Source organism: Planomonospora algeriensis (assembly GCF_977012225.1).
Genome location: NZ_CDRNDK010000004.1, coordinates 16,265 through 35,974, shown reverse-complemented (window position 1 = coordinate 35,974; position 19,710 = coordinate 16,265). Strand labels below are relative to the sequence as shown.

General features: G+C 72.1%; 17 protein-coding genes and 1 pseudogene. 9 read left to right on the top strand and 9 right to left on the bottom strand.

Annotated elements, in window-relative coordinates; genetic code table 11:
* Nucleotides 1–69: 69 nt before the first annotated feature.
* The 4 genes and pseudogenes from ACWJ6R_RS01075 to ACWJ6R_RS01060 all read right to left on the bottom strand — a co-directional run bounded on the left by ACWJ6R_RS01075 (nt 70) and on the right by ACWJ6R_RS01060 (nt 2,667).
* Nucleotides 70–480: a PIN domain-containing protein gene (locus ACWJ6R_RS01075; protein WP_449060399.1), complete on the bottom strand. Its 411-nt coding sequence runs from the start codon at nt 478–480 to the stop codon at nt 70–72.
* A 132-nt stretch (nt 481–612) separates the two neighbouring features.
* Nucleotides 613–759 (bottom strand): annotated as a pseudogene (locus ACWJ6R_RS01070) (type II toxin-antitoxin system Phd/YefM family antitoxin); the annotation flags it as partial.
* 163 nt (nt 760–922) lie between these two features.
* On the bottom strand, nt 923–1,585 hold the full coding sequence (locus ACWJ6R_RS01065; protein WP_449060389.1) for a response regulator: 663 nt from the start codon (nt 1,583–1,585) through the stop codon (nt 923–925).
* A complete protein-coding gene (locus ACWJ6R_RS01060) occupies nt 1,582–2,667 on the bottom strand; it encodes a sensor histidine kinase (protein ID WP_449060388.1) in 1,086 nt (361 codons plus the stop codon). Before ACWJ6R_RS01060 ends, ACWJ6R_RS01065 begins: the two co-directional genes overlap by 4 nt.
* A 360-nt stretch (nt 2,668–3,027) precedes the next feature.
* Between ACWJ6R_RS01060 and ACWJ6R_RS01055 the strand changes: the two genes are divergently transcribed.
* The 3 genes from ACWJ6R_RS01055 to ACWJ6R_RS01045 all read left to right on the top strand — a co-directional run bounded on the left by ACWJ6R_RS01055 (nt 3,028) and on the right by ACWJ6R_RS01045 (nt 5,553).
* Nucleotides 3,028–3,441 carry a DUF6223 family protein gene (locus tag ACWJ6R_RS01055; protein ID WP_449060387.1) on the top strand — a complete coding sequence of 138 codons (414 nt, stop codon included), beginning with the start codon at nt 3,028–3,030 and terminating at the stop codon, nt 3,439–3,441.
* Between the two features lie 100 nt (nt 3,442–3,541).
* Nucleotides 3,542–4,708, top strand: a complete 1,167-nt coding sequence (locus tag ACWJ6R_RS01050; protein ID WP_449060386.1) for a hypothetical protein — start codon at nt 3,542–3,544, stop codon at nt 4,706–4,708.
* Nucleotides 4,696–5,553: a hypothetical protein gene (locus ACWJ6R_RS01045; RefSeq protein ID WP_449060385.1), complete on the top strand. Its 858-nt coding sequence runs from the start codon at nt 4,696–4,698 to the stop codon at nt 5,551–5,553. The genes ACWJ6R_RS01050 and ACWJ6R_RS01045 overlap by 13 nt, the downstream gene beginning before the upstream one ends.
* A gap of 9 nt (nt 5,554–5,562) precedes the next feature.
* Here the strand turns inward: ACWJ6R_RS01045 and ACWJ6R_RS01040 are convergent, their stop codons facing one another.
* Nucleotides 5,563–6,171, bottom strand: a complete 609-nt coding sequence (locus ACWJ6R_RS01040) for a hypothetical protein (protein ID WP_449060384.1) — start codon at nt 6,169–6,171, stop codon at nt 5,563–5,565.
* Nucleotides 6,172–6,364: 193 nt separating this feature from the next.
* Between ACWJ6R_RS01040 and ACWJ6R_RS01035 the strand changes: the two genes are divergently transcribed.
* The 6 genes from ACWJ6R_RS01035 to ACWJ6R_RS01010 all read left to right on the top strand — a co-directional run bounded on the left by ACWJ6R_RS01035 (nt 6,365) and on the right by ACWJ6R_RS01010 (nt 16,849).
* Entirely contained in the window at nt 6,365–8,056 is a 1,692-nt protein-coding gene (locus tag ACWJ6R_RS01035; RefSeq protein ID WP_449060383.1) for a BTAD domain-containing putative transcriptional regulator, read from the top strand.
* Entirely contained in the window at nt 8,002–9,924 is a 1,923-nt protein-coding gene (locus tag ACWJ6R_RS01030) for a hypothetical protein (RefSeq protein WP_449060382.1), read from the top strand. Before ACWJ6R_RS01035 ends, ACWJ6R_RS01030 begins: the two co-directional genes overlap by 55 nt.
* An 87-nt stretch (nt 9,925–10,011) precedes the next feature.
* Nucleotides 10,012–12,117, top strand: a complete 2,106-nt coding sequence (gene glgX / locus ACWJ6R_RS01025; protein WP_449060381.1) for a glycogen debranching protein GlgX — start codon at nt 10,012–10,014, stop codon at nt 12,115–12,117.
* A gap of 136 nt (nt 12,118–12,253) precedes the next feature.
* Entirely contained in the window at nt 12,254–14,500 is a 2,247-nt protein-coding gene (gene treY / locus ACWJ6R_RS01020) for a malto-oligosyltrehalose synthase (protein ID WP_449060380.1), read from the top strand.
* 14 nt (nt 14,501–14,514) lie between these two features.
* Nucleotides 14,515–16,233 (top strand): malto-oligosyltrehalose trehalohydrolase, encoded by a 1,719-nt coding sequence (gene treZ, locus ACWJ6R_RS01015; protein ID WP_449060379.1) that lies wholly within the window; start codon nt 14,515–14,517, stop codon nt 16,231–16,233.
* A gap of 157 nt (nt 16,234–16,390) precedes the next feature.
* Complete coding sequence (locus ACWJ6R_RS01010) at nt 16,391–16,849, top strand: GNAT family N-acetyltransferase (RefSeq protein WP_449060378.1); 459 nt, start codon at nt 16,391–16,393, stop codon at nt 16,847–16,849.
* A 301-nt stretch (nt 16,850–17,150) separates the two neighbouring features.
* Here ACWJ6R_RS01010 and ACWJ6R_RS01005 read toward each other — a convergent pair whose 3' ends face one another.
* The 4 genes from ACWJ6R_RS01005 to ACWJ6R_RS00990 form a co-directional block, all read right to left on the bottom strand.
* Nucleotides 17,151–17,969, bottom strand: a complete 819-nt coding sequence (locus ACWJ6R_RS01005; protein WP_449060398.1) for a MerR family transcriptional regulator — start codon at nt 17,967–17,969, stop codon at nt 17,151–17,153.
* A gap of 161 nt (nt 17,970–18,130) precedes the next feature.
* Nucleotides 18,131–18,775, bottom strand: a complete 645-nt coding sequence (locus ACWJ6R_RS01000) for a DNA alkylation repair protein (RefSeq protein ID WP_449060397.1) — start codon at nt 18,773–18,775, stop codon at nt 18,131–18,133.
* Nucleotides 18,776–18,854: 79 nt separating this feature from the next.
* Nucleotides 18,855–19,277: an ATP-binding protein gene (locus ACWJ6R_RS00995; protein ID WP_449060377.1), complete on the bottom strand. Its 423-nt coding sequence runs from the start codon at nt 19,275–19,277 to the stop codon at nt 18,855–18,857.
* Nucleotides 19,274–19,594, bottom strand: coding sequence for a hypothetical protein (locus ACWJ6R_RS00990; protein ID WP_449060376.1), 321 nt, complete (start codon nt 19,592–19,594; stop codon nt 19,274–19,276). Before ACWJ6R_RS00990 ends, ACWJ6R_RS00995 begins: the two co-directional genes overlap by 4 nt.
* Nucleotides 19,595–19,710: the final 116 nt, after the last annotated feature.

Sequence of the window (19,710 nt, the reverse complement as noted above, 5' to 3'; positions counted from 1 at the left end):
GGGAGGGGCGCCGTCACGGCGCCGGCGACAGGCTCGACGACGGACGGGCACCGGAGGTGGCGGAATCTCTCAGAGGTCTCTCGGGTGCAGGACCCTGATCCGGCTGATGTGGCGCAATCGCTCGAACCCTTTGTCCTTCGTCAGGAGGAAGGCGCCGTGTTCCATCGCCGAAGCGGCGATGAGCATGTCGGACCGTTGCCTTTCGCGTCCTTTCGACAGGGCTGCGGCGTTGAGCATCGCGTAGGCGACGGCCGTACGGAGAGAGAAGTCCAGCACCGGGACCAGGCGCACCAGACCGCTGATCCTCCGGGTCCGTTGCTCGCGCTCCGCCTTGGTCTTCGCCTTCGCGAGCCCGGTCAGCAGCTCTCCCAAGGTCAGCACGGACATCGCCGGGTCGTAGGGAGCGAGACGCCGCGGATCGAGGACTCCACGCTCGATGTCCGCCATGACGCACGTGTCGATCACGACACGCGAGGTCAAGACCGGTCCCGTATGGCGGCTTCGATGTCGTCGGCGAAGTCGGGGTCGGGACCGAACTCCTCGAGCCACCGAGCCAGGCGGTCTCCTATGGCCTGGCCGGAGAAGGGCGGCCGGGGGGGCGGGGCCCAGGACCGCGGCGGGCCGTCCGCCTCGGGTGATGATGATCTGCTCTCCGGCCTCCACCCGGTCGAGTAGCCGGGAGAGGGTCTTGCCCGCTTCGGCGACACCGACCGTGCTGGTGGGCTCCTCGGGAGAGGAGTCGATGGGAAGTGCACTCATACCGTCCACTGTAGCTCTGACCTCCGGATGGTTCCGGAGGTCACCGGAGCTATCCGGAGCTCCAGGTGTGCAGTGCGGAGGAGCTTTCACCGCGACCTGATCCGGGATGCGAATGCCCTCATTGAGGCCGCGCGTCGCCAGGTCCGCGCCCGGGTCGCGGGCGTCAGGAGCCGCGCGGGGTGACCAGGCCCGATTCGTAGGCGATGACGACGAGCTGGGCGCGGTCGCGGGCGCGGAGTTTGGTCATGGCCCGGTTGACGTGGGTTTTCGCGGTCAGCGGGCTGATCACCATGCGATCGGCGATCTGATCGTTGGACAGGCCCCGCGCGACCAGGGCGAGGGCCTCGCGTTCACGGGCGGTCAGCTCTTCCAGCCCCGCGTGGACGCCAGGGCCGAGCGGCTGGGCGACGTACCGGTCGATCAGCCTGCGGGTGATCGACGGCGCGAGCAGGGCGTCACCGCGCGCGGCGACGCGTACGGCGTGCAGGAAGTCCTCCGGCTGGATGTCCTTGACCAGGAATCCGGCCGCGCCGGCGCGCAGCGCGTCGAAGACGTACTCGTCCAGGCCGTAGTTGGTCAGGATGACGACGTGCACCCCGGCCAGGGCCGGGTCCGCGGCGATGCGCCGGGTCGCCTCGACGCCGTCGACGACCGGCATCCGGATGTCGACGAGCGCGATGTCGGGCAGGTGCTCCCTGGCCAGTGCCAGGCCCTCCAGGCCGTCCCCGGCCTCGGCCACCACCTCGATGTCGTCCTCCAGGTCGAGGAGCGCGCGGAACCCGCTGCGGATGAGCGGCTGGTCGTCGACCAGCAGGACACGGATCACGGCGTTCGCTCCAGGGGGAGTTCGGCGTGGACGGTGAAGCCGCCCTCGCCGCGCGGCGCCGCCCGCAGGCGACCGCCGAGGGCGGTGACGCGTTCGCGCATGCCGAGCAGCCCGACGCCGGGTACGGGTACGGCGTGCGGCGCGGCCGTGCCGTCGTCGTCGACCCGGATGACCAGGGCGTCGGGACGGTGGTCGATCCGGACCGACGCGGTGGTGGCGGCGGCATGCCGGGCGACGTTGGTCAGCGACTCCTGAACGATCCGGTACGCGGTCCGCTCCACCGCGGCCGGCACGTCGTTTCGATGCCCCTCGATCGTCAGCGTCGCGTCCAGACCGGCCGTCCGGGCCCGTCGCACCAGTTCCGGGACGTGGTCGAGCCCGTGCGGCGGGCTCTTGCCGTCGTCGCGCAGCGCCTCCAGGGTCGCCCGCAGTTCCCGGGCCGCCTCACGACCGGCGTCCCGGATCGCCAGCAGGGCCTCCGGCACCGGTTCGCCCCGTTTGCGGGCCACGTGGACGGCGGCTTCGGCCTGCACCTTGATGACGGAGATCTGGTGGGTGAGCGAATCATGCAGCTCCCGTGCGATGTGCAGCCGCTCCTCGTCGGCGCGGCGCCGCGCGGTCTCCTCGCGGGTGCGCTCGGCCTCCTCCGCCCGCCGCTCGGCCTGCCGCAGCGCCTCACCCGCCGCTCCGGCGGCGACCAGCCAGGCCAGTTGGAGGGCGTCCCGGCTCTGCGCCAGCGCCCCGCCCACGGACAGATCGTGGGAAGAGGCCAGCAGCGCGAGCGGGAGGGCGACCAGCACGGTCACCGTACCCGCCACCGCGATGACGCGGTGGCCCGCCCGTACCGCGGCGTACACCGCGAACAGGTACGCGACGGCGGGCACGTCGAGACCGACGGCCTGGTGACCCACCGCGCACAGCCCGGTCACGGCCAGTACGGTGACCGGGGCCCGGCGGTGCGCGGCCAGCGTCAGCCCGCCGGCCAGCAGCAACGCGTAGCCCAGCGGGGCGAGGTCCGGGTGGGAGTGCCGCCCGGACAGCCCGGTGAACAGCAGCGCCGCCGCCACGCCGACGGTGATCACCCAGTCTCCGACACCGGCCCGCACACCGGCCCGGACGGCGGCCCGGATGCCGGACCGGACAGCGGCCCAGACGCCGGACCGGACAGCGGTCCGGACACCGGTCCCGATACCGGTCCGCCCTGTGCTCATGCGCGAACCCTAACCGGATGCCCGCACGCGGCGAATCCCGCGTACGGATGATCGGCCGCCTACCGCGCACGCGGTATCCGCGCGGCTCCTGCGGCGTCCGCGGTAGCCGGATGCGGCGTCGGCCGCAGCGCGAATCGTCTGCGTCCGCCGGACGACGGGTGGCGGGTCCGGCGGACATGATCAGGCGGTGTCCGGTCGTAGGAGAGAAGTCGCAGGAGAGAAGGAGCACCCATGTCGGTCCGTCATCTGCTCGCCGCCGCAGCCGCCCCGCTCGGCGTTCTCGGGCTCGCCGCACCGGCGGCCGCGCACGTCCTGGCCCAGCCGGCCGTCACCGACGCCTACACCCTGACCACAGGACGCTTCTGGTCTCTGGTGGGCGCGCTGCTGGGGCTGGCCGGTGTGGTCGTCGGCGGGCTGGCCCTGGCCCGCCCCGCCGGTCGCCTCGGCACCGGGGGAAAGGGAGCCTTCGCGGCCCTGGCGGCGGGGCTGGTCGGCGCGATCGTCGGAGGGTCGGTCGTGGCCGCCGCCGAGGGCGGTCCCGGCACCGGCTACGGAATAGTCGGGGGCTTCCTGTCCCTGGTGGTCGGGCTGGTCGCCGTGGCCCTCGGCGGGCTGGCCCTGGTCCGCTCCCGCCGCACCGGCTGACCGCATCGGTTGATCGCCGAGAGCGGGGACGCGCCGGGTACCGAGGAGATCACTGCTCTCCGGCGCGGTCGTTCCTGGTACGCAATGACCCTGACTCGGTGTGGCGGATCCCGAGCCATCTGTTTTCCCGGTTTCACCACGTGATGCTGTACCGCAATATAGCCTGTTCCGCGTGAAGCGGAACAGGCCTATTGGCGGAACGGAACTTCTGGCCTCCCTGCTGGAGACGCTTCGGACGATCCTCCCTCCCGGCTGGGAGCTTCGGCAGATGGAGAGCAGGAATGATCAAGGCGTCGACTCGATACTTGAGCTCCGCGCACCTGATCGGGCGAAGGCGCAGATCCTTGTAGAGACCAAGCGGGTGGTCGAATCCCGGGATGCGACGGTGCTCTCCCGTCTGTTCGAGCGCTGTCGATCAGAAGATCCGCAGACCTCGACGGCATTCATCGTCGCCGCGCCTTTCGTGTCTCCGCGGGCCCGGGAACTTCTGTCCGCGGAAGATGTGGGATGGTTCGATGCCACAGGCAATCTCCGAATGCACGTGGGGCGGCCGTCGTTCTTCGTGGATCGAGTAGGTGCGAGCCGGGATCCGTACGGCGCGGACAAGGACCGGCGGCTCCGTTCGCTGCGGGGCGCAGGCACCGCACGCGTCATCCGGACGTTGCTCGATGAGGACGGACCGTTCGGCGTCCGTGAACTGGCGGTGCGGGCAGAGGTAGGTGCCGCGACCGCTTCACGGGTCCTTGATCTGCTGAACCGCGAGGTGCTGATCGAGCGTGATCACGCTGGTGCGGTCGTCGATGTGCGTAAAGGTTCGCTGCTGCGCCGATGGGCTCAGGACTATCACCTGACGGCGACGAACAACGCCGTCCCTGTGCTGGCACCTCGAGGCGTGGATCGAACAGTGAATGATCTGACCGAGTACGGACGGTCATACGCTGTGACCGCTACGGCAGCCCTACGGGCATACCTCCCCGAAGGCCACGCTGCGATCACTCCGCTGTCACTGTTGACGGTCTTCGTCGATGACGCCGTTGCCGCACAGCGGATACTACGGCTGCGGCAGGTGGACCGCGGCGCCAATGTGCTGCTGGTCGAACCGTTTGATCCGATCGTCTACCGCCACGGCCGTACTCATGACCGAGTGAGCTACGTCAGCCCGAGCCAGGCCGTCATCGATCTCATGACCGGCCCCGGACGATCTCCACAGGAAGCCGAGCAGCTACTCCAGATCCTGGCGGCCGAGGACGAGAGGTGGACTGGATGAGTCATCATCGAACATCGGCGGAATACGTTCTCGCTCGGCGCGTGCTGCTCGATGCCCTTGACGCGCTGGAGTATCACCGCGACGCGGTCGTCCTGGTGGGTGCCCAGGCCGTGTATCTGCACACTGGGGATTCCGATCTCGCGGTGGCGCCTACGACCACCGACGCGGATCTCGCTCTGGTGCCGAGCCGACTCCGAGACGAACCGTTGCTTGATGCGGCCATGCGAGCGGCCGGTTTCGTTCCGGGAGCCAATCCGGGTTCTTGGCACGGAACCTCGGGCGTCGCGGTGGATCTGATGGTTCCGGAAGCTCTGAGCGGAGCCGGCGGGAGACGCGGGGCGCGTCTCCCCATCCACGGCAATCAGGTGGCTCGGAGGACATCGGGCCTCGAGCCCGCTCTGGTGGACAATCAGGAGCATGAGATCACATCATTCGACGTGTCGGACGCCAGGCGGGCAGTCATCCGAGTCGCCGGCCCTGCGGCGCTGGTGGTGGCCAAGATCGTGAAAATTCAAGAACGGCTATCCACCCCCCATCGGCTTCAGGCCAAAGATGGATTGGACATCCTGCGCCTGCTCCAATCTGTTGACGCCGAGCCACTCGCTGAACGCCTGGCGACTCTCAGCGCCGATCCTCTCGCTGGTGAGGTCACACGTTCGGCTCTCCAAACTCTCGCGGAACACGGATGCGATCCGAACGGACCACTTGCGACGTTGGCTGCTCAAGCTGTTGATGTCCTCGACGATCCGGCCACGATTGCGGGCTCTCTCGCGATTCTTGTCGAAGACCTACTGGGCATGCCTCTCGTTGCCTCCTGGGCAGGTCCAAGGCGTCTGATGTCGTGAGACGAGGGGTCAGACCTGTTCCCAGTCGTGGCGCTCCAGGAAGGCCCGGTTGTCGACGGCGTACTCGGCGAAGGCGTCCTGGATCGTCTCCAGGCCCGCGACGTGCGTGCGGAACATGGCGTTGCGGACGCTGTCCTTGTACTCCAACTCGTAGCCGCCGGGCTCCGGGGAGGTCTGGATGAAGTGCTCGCCGAAGACGACCAGGGCGGTGAACGGGTTCTGCGGGCCCATGGTGGCCAGCGCGTCGTGGACGAGCTGGAGGTCGGGGTCGATCAGGATCATCCCGTCGCCCGTGTGCATCTGCATGCCGGGATAGGAGCCCAGCGGCTCGCGGTTGTGCACCAGCCGGCGCTGCGGGTCGTAGCAGACCAGCTCGCACTCCCGGGCCGCCTCGAAGGCGACCCCCGACACCTCGTCGGCTCGTTCGCGCTCCACGGTGACGAGGGCGTACTCCGGGGAGACCTGCCGGGCCTCGGGCAGGCGCTCGGCGAACGCCGCCACCCCGGGATGCGCCGCCGCGGCGTCGGGCTCCCCCCGGCGGAGCGCCTGGAAGACGTTCTCCGCGTGTTCCTTGGTGATCGGCTTGGGCTCGTACCAGACGGCCAGTTTGAAGCTCACCCTTCCATCGTCCTACAGCCTCCGCGCAGAACCGGTCTCCGCGCCAGGGCGGCGGCGGGTCGCTCACCGGAACGAGGCGGCCGGGAGGCCCGGGGCGGGAACCTGCCGCGCCGTGGACCGGCCGGGTCGCCGTGGACCGGGCATGGGGCGTGAAGGGCTAGCATCGGCGCAGTTCGGGAGCGAGGTGGCCGAGGTGGACTTTCGGGTGCTGGGGCCGGTCGGCGTGGTCGGCGACGGCGGGGAACCGCTGGACATCGGCCCCCACCAGCAGCGGGCGGTGCTGGCCCTGTGCATGCTGGCCGCGCCCCGGCCGGTCGCCCCGGCACGGATCATCGACGTGCTCTGGGAGGACGGGCCCCCGCCGGGGGCGGTCAACACAGTCCAGGCCTACGTCTCCAAGCTCCGCCGGGTCTTCGAGCCGGACCGGCGGCGGAACACGCCCCCGTCGGTCCTGGTCAGCCGTCCCGGCGGATACGCCCTCGCGATCGGCGAGACGGACCTCGATCTGGCGCGGGCACGCCGGCACGCGGCCGAGGGCGGGCGACTGGCCGCCGCCGGGGACCACGCGGGTGCGGAGCGGGAGTTCCGGCGGGCGCTGGGGGAGTGGCGGGGAGAGCCGCTGGCCGACTTCACCGGCGCCTCCTGGGCGGAGCAGGAGCGGGCCCACCTGGCCGAGTTCCGGCTGGCGCTGGAGGAGGACGCCGCCGAGGCCGCCCTGGCTCTGGGCCGGGGTGACGCGCTCACCGGTGGGCTGGCCAGGCTGACGGCTGCCCACCCGCTGCGGGAACGGCTCCGCGTGCTCGGCGCGCACGCCCTCTACCAGGCCGGGCGGCAGGCCGACGCGCTGGCCGTACTCGCCGAGGGCCGCAGGCTCCTGGTGGACGAACTGGGCCTGGACCCCGGTCCGCCGGCGCGGGAGATGGAACGGCGCATCCTCGCCCAGGACCCGGCGCTCACCCCCCGGCCAGAGGCCCAGGAGGCACGCGGGACGGGCATCATGCCCTCGGCGGGGTCGGCGGCTTCCGCGGTGCCCACCGTCTCGGCGGTTCCGGCGCCCCGGCTGGTCGGCCGGGACGCGGAGACGGCCGTCCTCGACCGCGCGGTCACCGGCGACGGACACCGGGTGGTGCTGCTGGCCGGGGAACCCGGCATCGGGAAGACGAGCCTGGCCGAGCACGCCGCGGCGACCGCGCAGGCCGCCGGGCGGCGGGTGGCGTGGGGCCGCTGCTGGGACGGGAGCGGCGCCCCGCCCTTCTGGCCGTGGACGCAGGCCGCCGCGGAGCTGGCGGGACCCGGTGCGGACCCCGTGATGGGCCCCGTGATGGGCCCCGTGATGGGCCGCGTGATGGGCCCGGTGATGGGTCCGGTGACGGGTCCCGCAGGGGCCGGTTCGGACCTGCCGGGGCCGCTCGCGTCGGGCACGGGCCCGGCGGGCCCGGCAGGACCGGATGCGGGTCCGGTGGGGCCGCTCGCTCCGGGGACGGGACCGGGCGGGCAGGGCGAGGGCGGGCGGTTCCGGTTCTACGAGGCCTTCGCCCGGCTGCTGAACGGGTACGGCAGCGTCCTGATCGTCCTGGACGACCTCCAGTGGGCCGACGCCTCCTCGATCCGGCTGCTGGAGTTCCTCGCCTCGACCCGGCTCTGCCCGGAGCTGACCGTGGTGGCCACCTACCGGGACACCGACGTACGGCCCGGCGGGGCGCTGGAGCACGCCCTCGGCGCACTGGTACGGCTGGCGCACGTGCGGCGGCTCGCCGTACGGGGCCTGGCCGAGGACGACATCCGCGAGTACCTCGCCGGGCCGGGGCCGACACCGGCCGGGCCGCGGAGATGGCCCGGCTCACCGCGGGCAACCCGTTCTTCCTCGGCGAGGTGCTGCACCTGACCGAGGGGGCGGGGGCCTCGGGGACCCGGTCCCCGGGAGTCCGGGAAACCGGGGAGACGCGGGGACTCAGGAGGGATGTGAGGACACCGGCGGCATCGGAGGCCCCGGCGGGCCCGGCCGCGCTGGCCGACCTGTCGGACGTGGTGCGCGGCCGGATGGCCGGACTGCCGCCCCGGACGGAGGAGGTGCTGACCGTCGCCGCCCTGCTCGGCCGGGACGCGCCGGCCGACATCCTGTTCCGGGTCGTGGACCTGCCCGAGGAGGAGGCGCTCGACATCCTCGACGCCGCGGTCCGGGCCCGGCTGCTGACCGAGGGGGACGGGCCGGCCTGCCGGTTCGTGCACGACATCGTCCGGGACGTGCTGCGCGAGGCGCTGCCGCCGCTGCGGCGCAGGCGCCTGCACGCCCGGATCGCCGAGGTGCTGGAGGAGCGGAGCGGAACCCGGCTGGTCGAGATCGCCCACCACTACGGCGAAGGCGTGCTGAGCGGGCGCACGGCGGGCAAGGCCATCGGCTACGCCCGGCGCGCGGCGGCGCAGGCCACGGCCCAGTTCGCGCACGAGGACGCGGTGGAGCACCTGGAGCGGGCGATCACCCTGATCGGCGCCCTGCCCCGGTCCGACGACGCGCTCCGCTGCGACCTCCTGCTCGACCTGGCCGAGGCGCGGGCGGCGGCGGGCATGAGCACGGCCGCCCACGCCTGCCTGGAGGAGGCCGCGGGGATCGCCGAGGACCTCGGCGACGACAACCGGCTGGCCAGGGCGGCGCTGGGCCTGTCGGACCAGATCTACACAGCCATGTACGAGGAGGTGACCGGGGTCGAGCGGCTCGCCGAGCGCATCGACCGGGCGCTCGCCTCGGACCTGGCCGAAGGCTCGCCGTGGCGCGCCCGGCTGCTGGCCGCCTCGGCGTTCATCGGCTCCACGGGACGGCCCGTCGCGCGCAGCCTGGAACTCGCGGAGCAGGCCGTACGGCTGGCGCGCCGCGGCGGCGACGAGCGGACGCTGTCCAGGACGCTGATCGCCTGGGAGCTGCTGCTCCGCTCCGGCGACGACCACGACCTGCGGCGGGCGGTCATCGACGAGATCGTGGAGCTCGGCGTGCGCACCGGCGACCTGGTGACCGAGTGGATCGGCCGGGAGACCGACCACGTCGAGCGGACCGCCAGGGGGGAGCGCGACGGCGCGGCCGAGACCCTCGCCTGGCTGCGGGAGATCGCCGAGCGGCTCCGGCTCCCCTCGCTGGCCGGTCTCGCCGCCTGGCAGAGCGCGGTCCACGCCTACCTGGACGGGCGGTTCGGCGAGGCCCTCGCGGCGGCCGAGGAGTCGGGGGCGGCCCACCCGGAGGGGGCGCTCGGCCGCGACGACGCGCACCTGCGGCACGAGACGCTCCGCTTCCTCGCCCTGCGCGCGGCCGGACGCCCGGCCGAGGCGCTGGCCCTGGCCGACGGGATCCTCGGCTCGCGTCCCGGGCAGCGGCCCTGGCGGGTCCTGCGCTGCCTGGCCCTGGCCGATCTGGGCCGGGTGGAGGAGGCGCGGGCGGACTTCGCCGGCCTCGCCCGCGACGGGTTCGCGGAGCTCCTGCCCGACCTGGGCTACCGGTTCGTCGCGGACGCGGCCGGCGAGCTCTGCGCCGCGCTCGGGGAGGCGGAGGCGGGCCGGGCCCTGACGGGTCACCTGGCGCCGCACGCGGGACGCCTGCTGGGCTGGTCGGTCACCGACCTGTGCCTGGCCAGGCTGGCCCTGCTGGACGGTGACGGGGAGAGAGCGGAGGAGCACCTGCGGGCGGCCGAGGCGTTCGTGCGCCGCGCCGGCGTCCGCGTCCACGAACCGGCCCTGCGGGAGCTGCGGGCGCGCCTCTCCGGCTGAGGCTGGAATCCGGCGCGCCGGAGATGGCGGAACATGCATGCACGGGGGAGCATTGGGCATGTCTCCACACCGCTGAAGGGCGGTGAAATGATCGAAATCTGGCCGGGTGACCCCTACCCTCTCGGGGCCACCTATGACGGCGCGGGGACCAACTTCGCGCTCTTCTCCGAGGCCGCGGAGAAGGTCGAGCTGTGCCTGTTCGACGACGAGGGCGAGGAGACCAGGGTCTCCCTCACCGAGGTCGAGGGCCACGTCTGGCACGGCTACCTGCCCCGGGTCGGCCCCGGGCAGCGGTACGGCTACCGCGTGCACGGGCCCTACGACCCGGGCGGCGGGCAGCGCTGCAACCCCGCCAAGCTCCTCCTCGACCCCTACGCCAAGGCGATCGAGGGCGACGTGGCGTGGGACGAGGCGGTGTACGGCTACCGCTTCGGGCGGCCGGACAGCCGCAACGACGCGGACTCGGCGCCGTTCATGCCGCGCTCCGTGGTGATCAACCCGTTCTTCGGATGGGGGCACGACCGCCCGCCCGCCACGCCGTACCACGACACGGTGATCTACGAGGCGCACGTCAAGGGCCTGACGATCAACCACCCGAAGATCCCGGAGCGGATCCGCGGCACCTACGCCGCCATCGGGCACCCCGAGATCATCGACCACCTGACCGCGCTCGGCGTGACGGCGATCGAGCTCATGCCGGTGCACCAGTTCGTCACCGACCACATGCTCGTCGACAAGGGGCTGACGAACTACTGGGGCTACAACACCATCGGCTTCTTCGCCCCGCAGAACACCTACTCCAGCAGCGGCCAGCGCGGCGGCCAGGTGCTGGAGTTCAAGGCCATGGTCAAGGCGCTGCACGAGGCGAACATCGAGGTCATCCTCGACGTGGTCTACAACCACACCGCCGAGGGCAACCACCTGGGCCCGACGCTGAGCATGCGCGGCATCGACAACGAGGCCTACTACCGGCTCGTCGAGGACGACCGGCGCTACTACATGGACACCACCGGCACCGGCAACAGCATGCTGATGCGCTCGCCCCAGGTGCTCCAGCTGATCATGGACTCGCTGCGCTACTGGGTCACCGAGATGCACGTGGACGGGTTCCGGTTCGACCTGGCGGCCACGCTCGCCCGCGAGCTGCACGAGGTGGACCGGCTGAGCGCCTTCTTCGACCTGGTCCAGCAGGACCCGGTGCTGTCGCGGGTCAAGCTCATCGCCGAGCCGTGGGACGTCGGGCCCGGCGGCTACCAGGTGGGCAACTTCCCGGCCCGGTGGACCGAGTGGAACGGCCGCTACCGCGACACGATCCGGGACCTGTGGCGGGGCGAGCCCGCCGCGCTGCCCGAGTTCGCCTCGCGGCTGACCGGCTCCAGCGACCTCTACCAGGACGACAGCCGCCGCCCCGCCGCCTCCATCAACTTCGTCACCTGCCACGACGGCTTCACCCTCACCGACCTGGTCTCCTACAACCACAAGCACAACGAGGCCAACGGCGAGGACAACCGCGACGGCACCGACGACAACCGGTCCTGGAACTGCGGGGCCGAGGGGCCCGCGACGCTGGCCATCGAGTCGCTGCGCGAGCAGCAGAAGCGCAACTTCCTGACCACGCTGTTCCTGTCGCAGGGCGTGCCGATGCTCTCCCACGGCGACGAGCTCGGCCGCACCCAGCAGGGCAACAACAACGTCTACTGCCAGGACAACGAGCTCAGCTGGGTCGACTGGTCCGACGTCCGGGAGAACTGGCTGCTGCTGGAGTTCACCCGGAAGCTGGCCAAGCTCCGCGCCGACCACCCGGTCTTCCGGCGGCGCCGCTTCTTCTACGGCCGGCCGGTGCGCGGGTCGGAGGACGAGCTGAGCGACATCGCCTGGCTCACCCCGCAGGGGACGCGGATGACCGACGCCGACTGGAACGTCGGGTACGCCAGGTCGCTGGCCGTCTTCCTGAACGGCGAGTCCATCACCGAGCCGGACCGCCGGGGCCGGCGCATCACCGACGACTCGTTCCTGCTGCTGATCAACGCCCACCACGAGACCATCAAGTTCACGATTCCGGAGGATTACGGCGACATGTGGCTGACGGAGATCGACACGGCGCTGCCGATCACGGTCGACACCCCGGTCTGCCGGGCGGGAGAGGGAGTGCCGGTGTCGGGCCGCTCGATGCGGGTGCTGCGCCGTGTCTGAGCCCGTACCCGACCCGGCGTCCACGTCCACGTCCGACCCCGCGTCCGGCGCCCGTCCCACGGCTGCGTCCACGGCTGCGTCCACGACCGCGTCCACGGCTGCGTCCACGACCGGGGGCGGCTCCGGGCCCGCGCCGGTGTCCACCTACCGCCTCCAGCTGACTCCCGACTTCGGCTTCGCCCGGGTCGCCGAGCTCGCCCCCTACCTGCGCGACCTCGGGGTGAGCCACGTCTACCTCTCGCCGGTCCTGCAGGCCGTGCCCGAGTCGCGGCACGGCTACGACGTCACCGACCACTCGCGGATCCGCGAGGAGTTCGGCGGGATCGAGGGCCTGCGGGCGATGGCCGCGACGCTGGCCGGGCACGGGATCGGCATCGTGGTGGACATCGTGCCCAACCACATGACGGTCCCGGTGCCCGAGTCGGGCAACGCGCCGCTGTGGTCGGTGCTCGCCGAGGGGCCGGCCTCGCCGTACGCGTCGTGGTTCGACGTCGAGTGGACCGGCGGCAAGGTGAACATGCCGGTCATCGGCGACGACACCGAGCCCGTGGTCGACGGCGACGTGCTGCGCTACCACGACCACGCGTTCCCCTACCCGGACACCTACTACCGGCTGGTCGACTGGCGGCGCGGCCCCGGCTACCGGCGCTTCTTCGACGTGTCCTCGCTGATCGGCCTGCGGGTGGAGGACCCGGAGGTCTTCGACGCCACCCACCGGGTGATCCTGGACCTGGTCGCCGAGGGCGTGATCGGCGGACTGCGGGTCGACCACCCCGACGGCCTGGCCGATCCGCGCGGCTACCTGGCCCGGTTGCGCGCGGAGTCGGGCGTGTGGACGGTCGCCGAGAAGATCCTCGTCGGCGACGAGCGGCTCCCGGACGACTGGGCGTGCGACGGCACCACCGGTTACGAGGCGCTGAACCGGATCACCGGGCTCTTCGTCGACCCGGCGGGCGAGGAGCCGCTGGTCGAGGAGTTCGTCCGGCGGACCGGGATGCCGCGCGACTACGCGGAGGTGGTCTACACCGCCAAGAAGCACGTCCTCGACCTGTTCTTCGGCGCCGAGGTCGACCGGCTGCACGCGGTCGTCGGCACCGACCGCGACACGCTCGCCGAACTGCTGGCGGCCATGCCGGTCTACCGGGCCTACGCCGTCCCCGGGGAGCCGGTGCCGGCGGCCTCGGCGGTGATCGTGGAGGCGGCCGGCGAGCTGGCCGCCGCGCGGCTGCCCGAGGGCGCGCCCGTCGCCGAGACGGTGGAGAAGGTGCTGTACGGCCCGGCCGAGGCCGTGGTGCGGTTCCAGCAGACCTGCGGCCCGGTGATGGCCAAGGGGGTGGAGGACACCGCCCTCTACCGCTGGTACCCGCTGGCCTGCCTGAACGAGGTGGGAGGCGAGCCCGACCGGTTCGGCGGGCCGGTGGAGGAGTTCCACGCGTTCTGCCACCGGATGGCCCCGGGCACGATGACGACCCTGTCCACCCACGACACCAAGCGCTCGGAGGACGTCCGGGCCCGGCTGGCCGTGCTCTCGGAGCTGCCCGGAGAGTGGACGGAGGCGGTCGAGGAGTGGGCCGCGAAGGTCTCCTTCGATCCGGCGCTGGACTACCTGGCCTGGCAGAACCTGATGGCGGCCTGGCCGATCGGCCCGGACCGGTTCTTCGACTACCTGTTCAAGGCGGCCCGCGAGGCCAAGACCGCGATCTCCTGGGCCACGCCCGACCCGTCCTACGAGAAGGGCCTGCGGGCCTTCGTGGAGCGGGCGATCGACGAGTGCGGCCCCTCGATCGGGGAGTTCGCCGCCCGGATCGAGCCCTACGCCCGGTCCAACTCGCTGGGCCAGAAGCTCGTCCAGCTCATGATGCCGGGCGTGCCGGACCTGTACTGGGGCAACGAGATCACCGACTTCTCCCTGGTCGACCCGGACAACCGCCGCCCGGTCGACTTCGGCCTGCGCGCCCGGATGCTCGCCGGTGACGGGGCTCCCGGACCGTCCGGTGCTCCCGGGTCCGCCGGATCGGCCGGGTCCGCAGCGCTGGCGGGGTCCGCGGGGGCCGCCGGGGCCGGCTGGTCCGAGTGGGACGCCGCCAAGCTGCTCGTCACCCGGCAGGCGCTCGGCCTGCGGCGGCGGATCGACCCCGCGGCGCCGTACGTCCCGCTGGAGGCCGGTGGGCACGCGGTCGCCTTCGCCCGCGGGGAGCGGGCCGTGGCCGTGGCGACCAGGCTCCCGGTGGGGCTGGAACGGCGCGGCGGCTGGGGGAGCGAGACGCTCACGCTCCCGCCCGGCCACTGGCGGGACCTGCTGTCCGGAGCCGAGCACACCGGGCGGATCCCCATGGCCCATCTGCTCTCCTGCCACCCGGTCGCGCTTCTGGAAAGGGACTGACGCATGTTCGAGGTGTGGGCGCCGGAGTCGGGCGCGTCGAGGTGGAGGTCGACGGGACCCGGCACGCGATGCGGCGCGGGAACGGCGGCTGGTGGTCGGCGGAGGTGCCGGGGGCCGGCCACGGCACCGACTACCGGTTCCGGCTGGACGGCGGCGACCCGCTGCCCGACCCCCGGACCCGGTGGCAGCCCGAGGGCATCTTCGGGCCGAGCCGGGTCTACGACCACGACCGGTTCGCCTGGAGCGACGACCTGTGGACGGGACGGGCCCTGCCCGGCTCGATCGTCTACGAGCTGCACATCGGGACCTTCACTCCGGAGGGCACGTTCGAGGCGGCGATCGGCAAGCTGGAGCACCTGGTGGCGCTGGGCGTCGACTTCGTCGAGGTGATGCCGGTGCCGCCGGTCCCGGGCGGGCGCAACTGGGGCTACGACGGGGTGGACCTGTGGGCCGTCACCGACAACTACGGGGGTCCCGACGGGTTCAAGCGGTTCGTGGACGCCTGCCATCGCCAGGGACTCGGCGTGATCCTCGACGTCGTCTACAACCATCTCGGCCCGTCCGGCAACTTCCTGGCCCCCTTCGGCCCGTACTTCCACTCCTCCGCCTCCTCCTTCTGGGGCCAGGCGGTCAATCTGGACGGCCCCGGCTCCGACGAGGTGCGGCGCTACTTCATCGGCAACGCGCTGCAGTGGCTGCGCGACTACCACGTCGACGGCCTGCGGCTGGACGCCGTGCACGCGCTGCACGACAAGCGGGCCGTGCACTTCCTGGAGGAGCTGGCCACCGAGGTCGACGCCCTGTCGGCCGCGCTCGGCCGCCCGCTGACGCTCATCGCCGAGTCCGACCTCAACGACCCCCGGCTGATGACCCCGCGCGAGGCCGGCGGGTACGGCCTGGCCGCCGCCTGGAACGACGACGTGCACCACGCCCTGCACACGGCGGTCACCGGCGAGCGGCACGGCTACTACGACGACTTCGCCGGAGGGCCGTCCGGCTCCCCGGCCGACGCCCTGGCCAAGGTGCTGACCTCGGCCTACTACCACGACGGGACCTACTCGTCGTTCCGGGGCCGCCGCCACGGCCGCCCGGCCCGGCACGTGCCCGGCCACCGGTTCGTCGTCTGCGCGCAGAACCACGACCAGATCGGCAACCGGGCCGAGGGCGACCGGGTCGACCCCGAGGCGCTCCGGCTGGCCGCCGGGCTCCTGCTGACCTCGCCCTTCACCCCGATGCTGTTCATGGGGGAGGAGTGGGGGACGCGCACGCCGTTCCTGTTCTTCACCGACCACGTCGAGCCGCAGCTGCGCGAGGGCGAGGCCGACCGGCGGCGCCGGGAGTTCGTCGGCTTCGGCTACGACGACTGGGCGGACAAGGCCCCCGACCCCGGCGAGGAGCTGACGTTCCTGCGCTCCAAGCTCGACTGGAGCGAACTGGAGCAGGACGCGCACCGCGCCCACCTCGACTGGTACCGGGCGCTCATCGCGCTCCGCCGTACCCATCCCGACCTGTCCGACCCGCGGCTGGACCGGGTCCGGGTGGAGCACGAGGGCTCCTGGCTGGTGGTGCACCGGGGCGCGTTCCGGGTGGCCGCCAACCTCGGCCGGTCCCCGGTCGCGCTCCGGGTCCGGCCCGCCGAGATCGTCCTGGCCTCCGACCCCGGCACCCACCTCGACGGCGACGACCTCACCCTGCCCGCCCGCTCCCTGGCGGTCCTCAAGGCGACCGCCTGACGGTTCCGCCGCCCTCGCCGGGTGGAGAGTCCCGCCGCTCAGGCGGCGGTCTCCGCCCGGCGGGCCGGCGGCCGGGTGGAGGACCGCCGGCGGATCCGGCGATGCCTGCCTGGACGCCCGCCCGGCTGCCCGGCTGCCTGGCTGCGACAATCATGGGATGCGCATCGCGGACATGACACTCGACGATGAGACCCTGGCGAAGGAGGTGCTGGCCGTCCAGCACGCGGCCTACGCCGTCGAGGCGGAGATCATCGGAGATGACCGCATCCCCGCGCTCCACGAGACCCTGGAGGATCTGCGTGCCGAGCCGCTGACCTGGCTGGGCGCCTTCGACGGTGACCGGCTGGTCGGGGCCGTGGCGTGGTCGGAGACGGAGGACGAGGTGGACATCGACCGGCTCGTCGTGGATCCGGGAGCGCACCGGCGCGGGATCGGAAGGGCGCTGACGGGAGAGCTGATGAACCGGGCGGGTGGACGCCGGATCACGGTGTCCACCGGCAGGGCGAACGTGCCCGCCCGCACGCTCTACGAGCGGCTCGGGTTCGGCGGCGCCGAGAACGTCGAGGTGATCCCCGGGCTCTGGATCACGAGGTACGCCTACCCGGCAGCGGACTGACAGCGCTGACGGAGACGGGCGTCTCCCGGCGAGGCGTCGGAATCAGCGTGCGCCACCTGGAGATCAGGCGGGACGATGCTCCAGCCCACCTCAACCGGGATCTCAGCCGCGCCGTGATCCTGCTGCAGATGCCGGGCGGGCTGTCGGCGATGTTCGGTGAGGACTGACATCCATCGGGACATCGGTCTCTGAATGCCGGCCGCGTCTTGCCGCCGAGTGCTCACGCCGGTGCGGGGCCTCTCCGGTCCCCGCCCGGCCGGAGCGGGGGCGGCCGGGCGGAGTGCGGTCGATCAACTCATGATCACTCCGTCGGCCGCCGGATCGGCCAGGCCACCTGAGTGAGCAGGTCCGCCTCGGCGGTCACGGCCGGATCGTTGAGGTAGGTCTCCCGCGGCGGACCGGCGATCTCGTGGCCGTGCCGGGCGATCCAGGAGGTCAGGGCGTGATAGGCGCGAGCGACCTCGTCGTAGCGGCCCTGGTGGACGGTGACCGCGGCGGTGACCTCGTCCGTCCGGCCGACCTGCACGGAGGAGGGCGCGGCGACGGGTGACGCGATCGGTATGCAGACGTCGATCTCGCCGTCGTTGTCCGCGTCGATGACGTCATGGAACACCAGGAAGGGGGCGCCGGCCGGTTGCCGGCCGGCCTGCGTGAGGACCCCGATGACGGTGCCGAAGCCCTCGGCGACCGCCGCGCCGACACCGGCCAGATCGGTACGGCGGCGCACCGAGGCCACGGTCTGCGCGGGCAGGGTCTCGACAGTGATCGTGTAGTCCATGAGGCTCTCCTCGCCGTCGATCAACCGGGTGACGATGGCCAGCATGTGATCGTGGCGGTCGCGCTCCGCCCGCAGCCGCCGCCGGTGCGCGGTCAGCAGGTCGGAGACCTCCGTCGGGGAGGCCGCCAGCACCCGCCTGATCTCCTCGATCGGCATGTCGAGCGCCCGCAGCCTGCGGATCGTCTCCGCTCTGCCCGCCTGGCTGAGCGCGTAGTAGCGATAGCCGTTGGAGGCGTCGACCTTCGCCGGCCGCAGCAGATCCAGCTCGTCGTAGCGGCGCAGCGCCTTGACCGACAGCCTGGTCATGGCCGAGAACGTGCCGATCAGCACCAGCTGAACCATCGTCAACCCCAATCACACTCTGACCCGCTCACCGTCGCCCCTTCCCCCGGGGAGAGTCAACCCGACGGCCTCGATCCCCGCCGTGCGGCGGAAGCCGCCGCTTCCCGGAGACAACGGCGGTCAGTCCGCTCGCGCGGGGGAGCCGGGTAGGAGGGAGCCTCCTACCCGTCATACTGCCGGCGCACCATCTCCGTGATCCAGACGGGCGCGAACGGAGACGTGCAGTTCGGCGGGGTCGGATAGTCCTTGAGCACCTCCAGGCGCTCACCGATGCCGATAGCGCGGGCGCGGTGCTCGGCGTGCTCGATGCCGATCTGCGCCAGGCAGTGGTTCATCGCCCACTGCAGGCGGTCCGGGGCGTCCTTCATCTCCGCCTCGATGACGTCGAGCAGTCCCGCGAGGTCGAGCCCTTCGGGCTTCTTGGCCACGCGTTCGGTGGTCAGCGCCCAGCCGGCACTCGCGACCACCGGATCCGGATCGGCGGACCAGGCCAGGCGCAGCTCTTCGGCGTGCGGGCTCTTCTTCACCACATAGTTCACGAGCCAGTCGTGCACCTTGGGGGTGCGCGCCTGGCGCACCATGACGTCCAGCTCGTCGCGCCCGAACGCCTTCGGACGGCAGATCAGGATCGCCAGCAGTCGCGCCGCGCTGTCATCCGTCTCCCAGAGCCGGCGCGCGAGTTCCTGCTGCGTCTTCAGCCGTTTCGCGAGCGCGCGCAGCCTGCCGAGGTTCACCCCGTGATCGTCGCCGTGCCTCTCGTTCACCTCGCGCGCCTTCGGGTCCTCCATCGTCGCCAGCTCGGCCATCACCTCGGCCATCACCTCGGCCACCGTCGTCTCACTCACCCGTGCCTCCTGTCCTGTGGTCCGGCCGCCGCTTCAGGGTCTACTTGATTAAGTCAATCCTGAAATCAGAGTCGGGTCCGACAGACGGAACCAGACCGACCCGCCCGCCGTCGTCGTCGGGTTCTGGCACCCGTACGGCGGGCACGCCCGTGGCCGAGCCGTCGTCGGTCACCTCGACGCGGACGGCTCCGGGGGACAGGGCCAGGCGCACGGTCACCCGGCCGCCCGCCGTACGGCCGGAGTCGGAGTGCACGACCGCGTTGGTGACCAGTTCGCTCAGCGGGAGCCGGAGGTCGTCCAGGACCGGGGCGGACAGGCGCCCGGACAACGAGTTCCGGGCCCATTCGCGGGCGTGGGAGACGGATGCCGCGTTTCCCGGGAATTTCCGCTGCCAGGTGCTCCGGGTGGTGTCCGGGAATTCCTTTCCGGGGTCGCAACGGCGGGTCGGGTCGCGCATTCTCATGCGTTCACCTCGGCCATGATGATGTCGGCGGCGTTGTCGGCCTCGGCCACCACCCATTTGTCCCGCCGCCACAGTCGCGCCCACCACGGCCGCCAGGTGAACACCCAGCCGCAGTAGCGCCGGATGACGGTGATGCGGACCGGGCCGCCGGCCGCCGTGCGGACCTCTAGGACCGGTTCCCCGCCGGCAGGGAGGACCAGTGAGGCGCACACGCCGAGACCGTGCAGGTCCCAGCCCAGCCGCACCAGATGCGTGAACCTCTCGTACCGCTCGCCCGCCGTCATGGTCCCGCCCTTCCATACGTGCCCGACGCCCACGGCGGAGAGGAGGAGGGAACCGCAGGGTCGGCGCGCGGCCTGATCCGCACTGCACATCCCGTGCTCCGCATTCCGCACCCCGCCCTCCGCGATCCGGCCGGAGGTGATGGACTGCT

Coding starts and splice junctions, on each gene's coding strand:
- ACWJ6R_RS01055 (WP_449060387.1), top strand. CDS start 3,028: ATGTCGGTCCGTCATCTGCTCGCCGCCGCAGCCGCCCCGCTCGGCGTT.
- ACWJ6R_RS01030 (WP_449060382.1), top strand. CDS start 8,002: ATGGCCCGGCTCACCGCGGGCAACCCGTTCTTCCTCGGCGAGGTGCTG.
- glgX (WP_449060381.1), top strand. CDS start 10,012: ATGATCGAAATCTGGCCGGGTGACCCCTACCCTCTCGGGGCCACCTAT.
- ACWJ6R_RS01010 (WP_449060378.1), top strand. CDS start 16,391: ATGCGCATCGCGGACATGACACTCGACGATGAGACCCTGGCGAAGGAG.
- ACWJ6R_RS01005 (WP_449060398.1), bottom strand. CDS start 17,969: ATGGTTCAGCTGGTGCTGATCGGCACGTTCTCGGCCATGACCAGGCTG.
- ACWJ6R_RS01000 (WP_449060397.1), bottom strand. CDS start 18,775: ATGGCCGAGCTGGCGACGATGGAGGACCCGAAGGCGCGCGAGGTGAAC.
- ACWJ6R_RS00995 (WP_449060377.1), bottom strand. CDS start 19,277: ATGAGAATGCGCGACCCGACCCGCCGTTGCGACCCCGGAAAGGAATTC.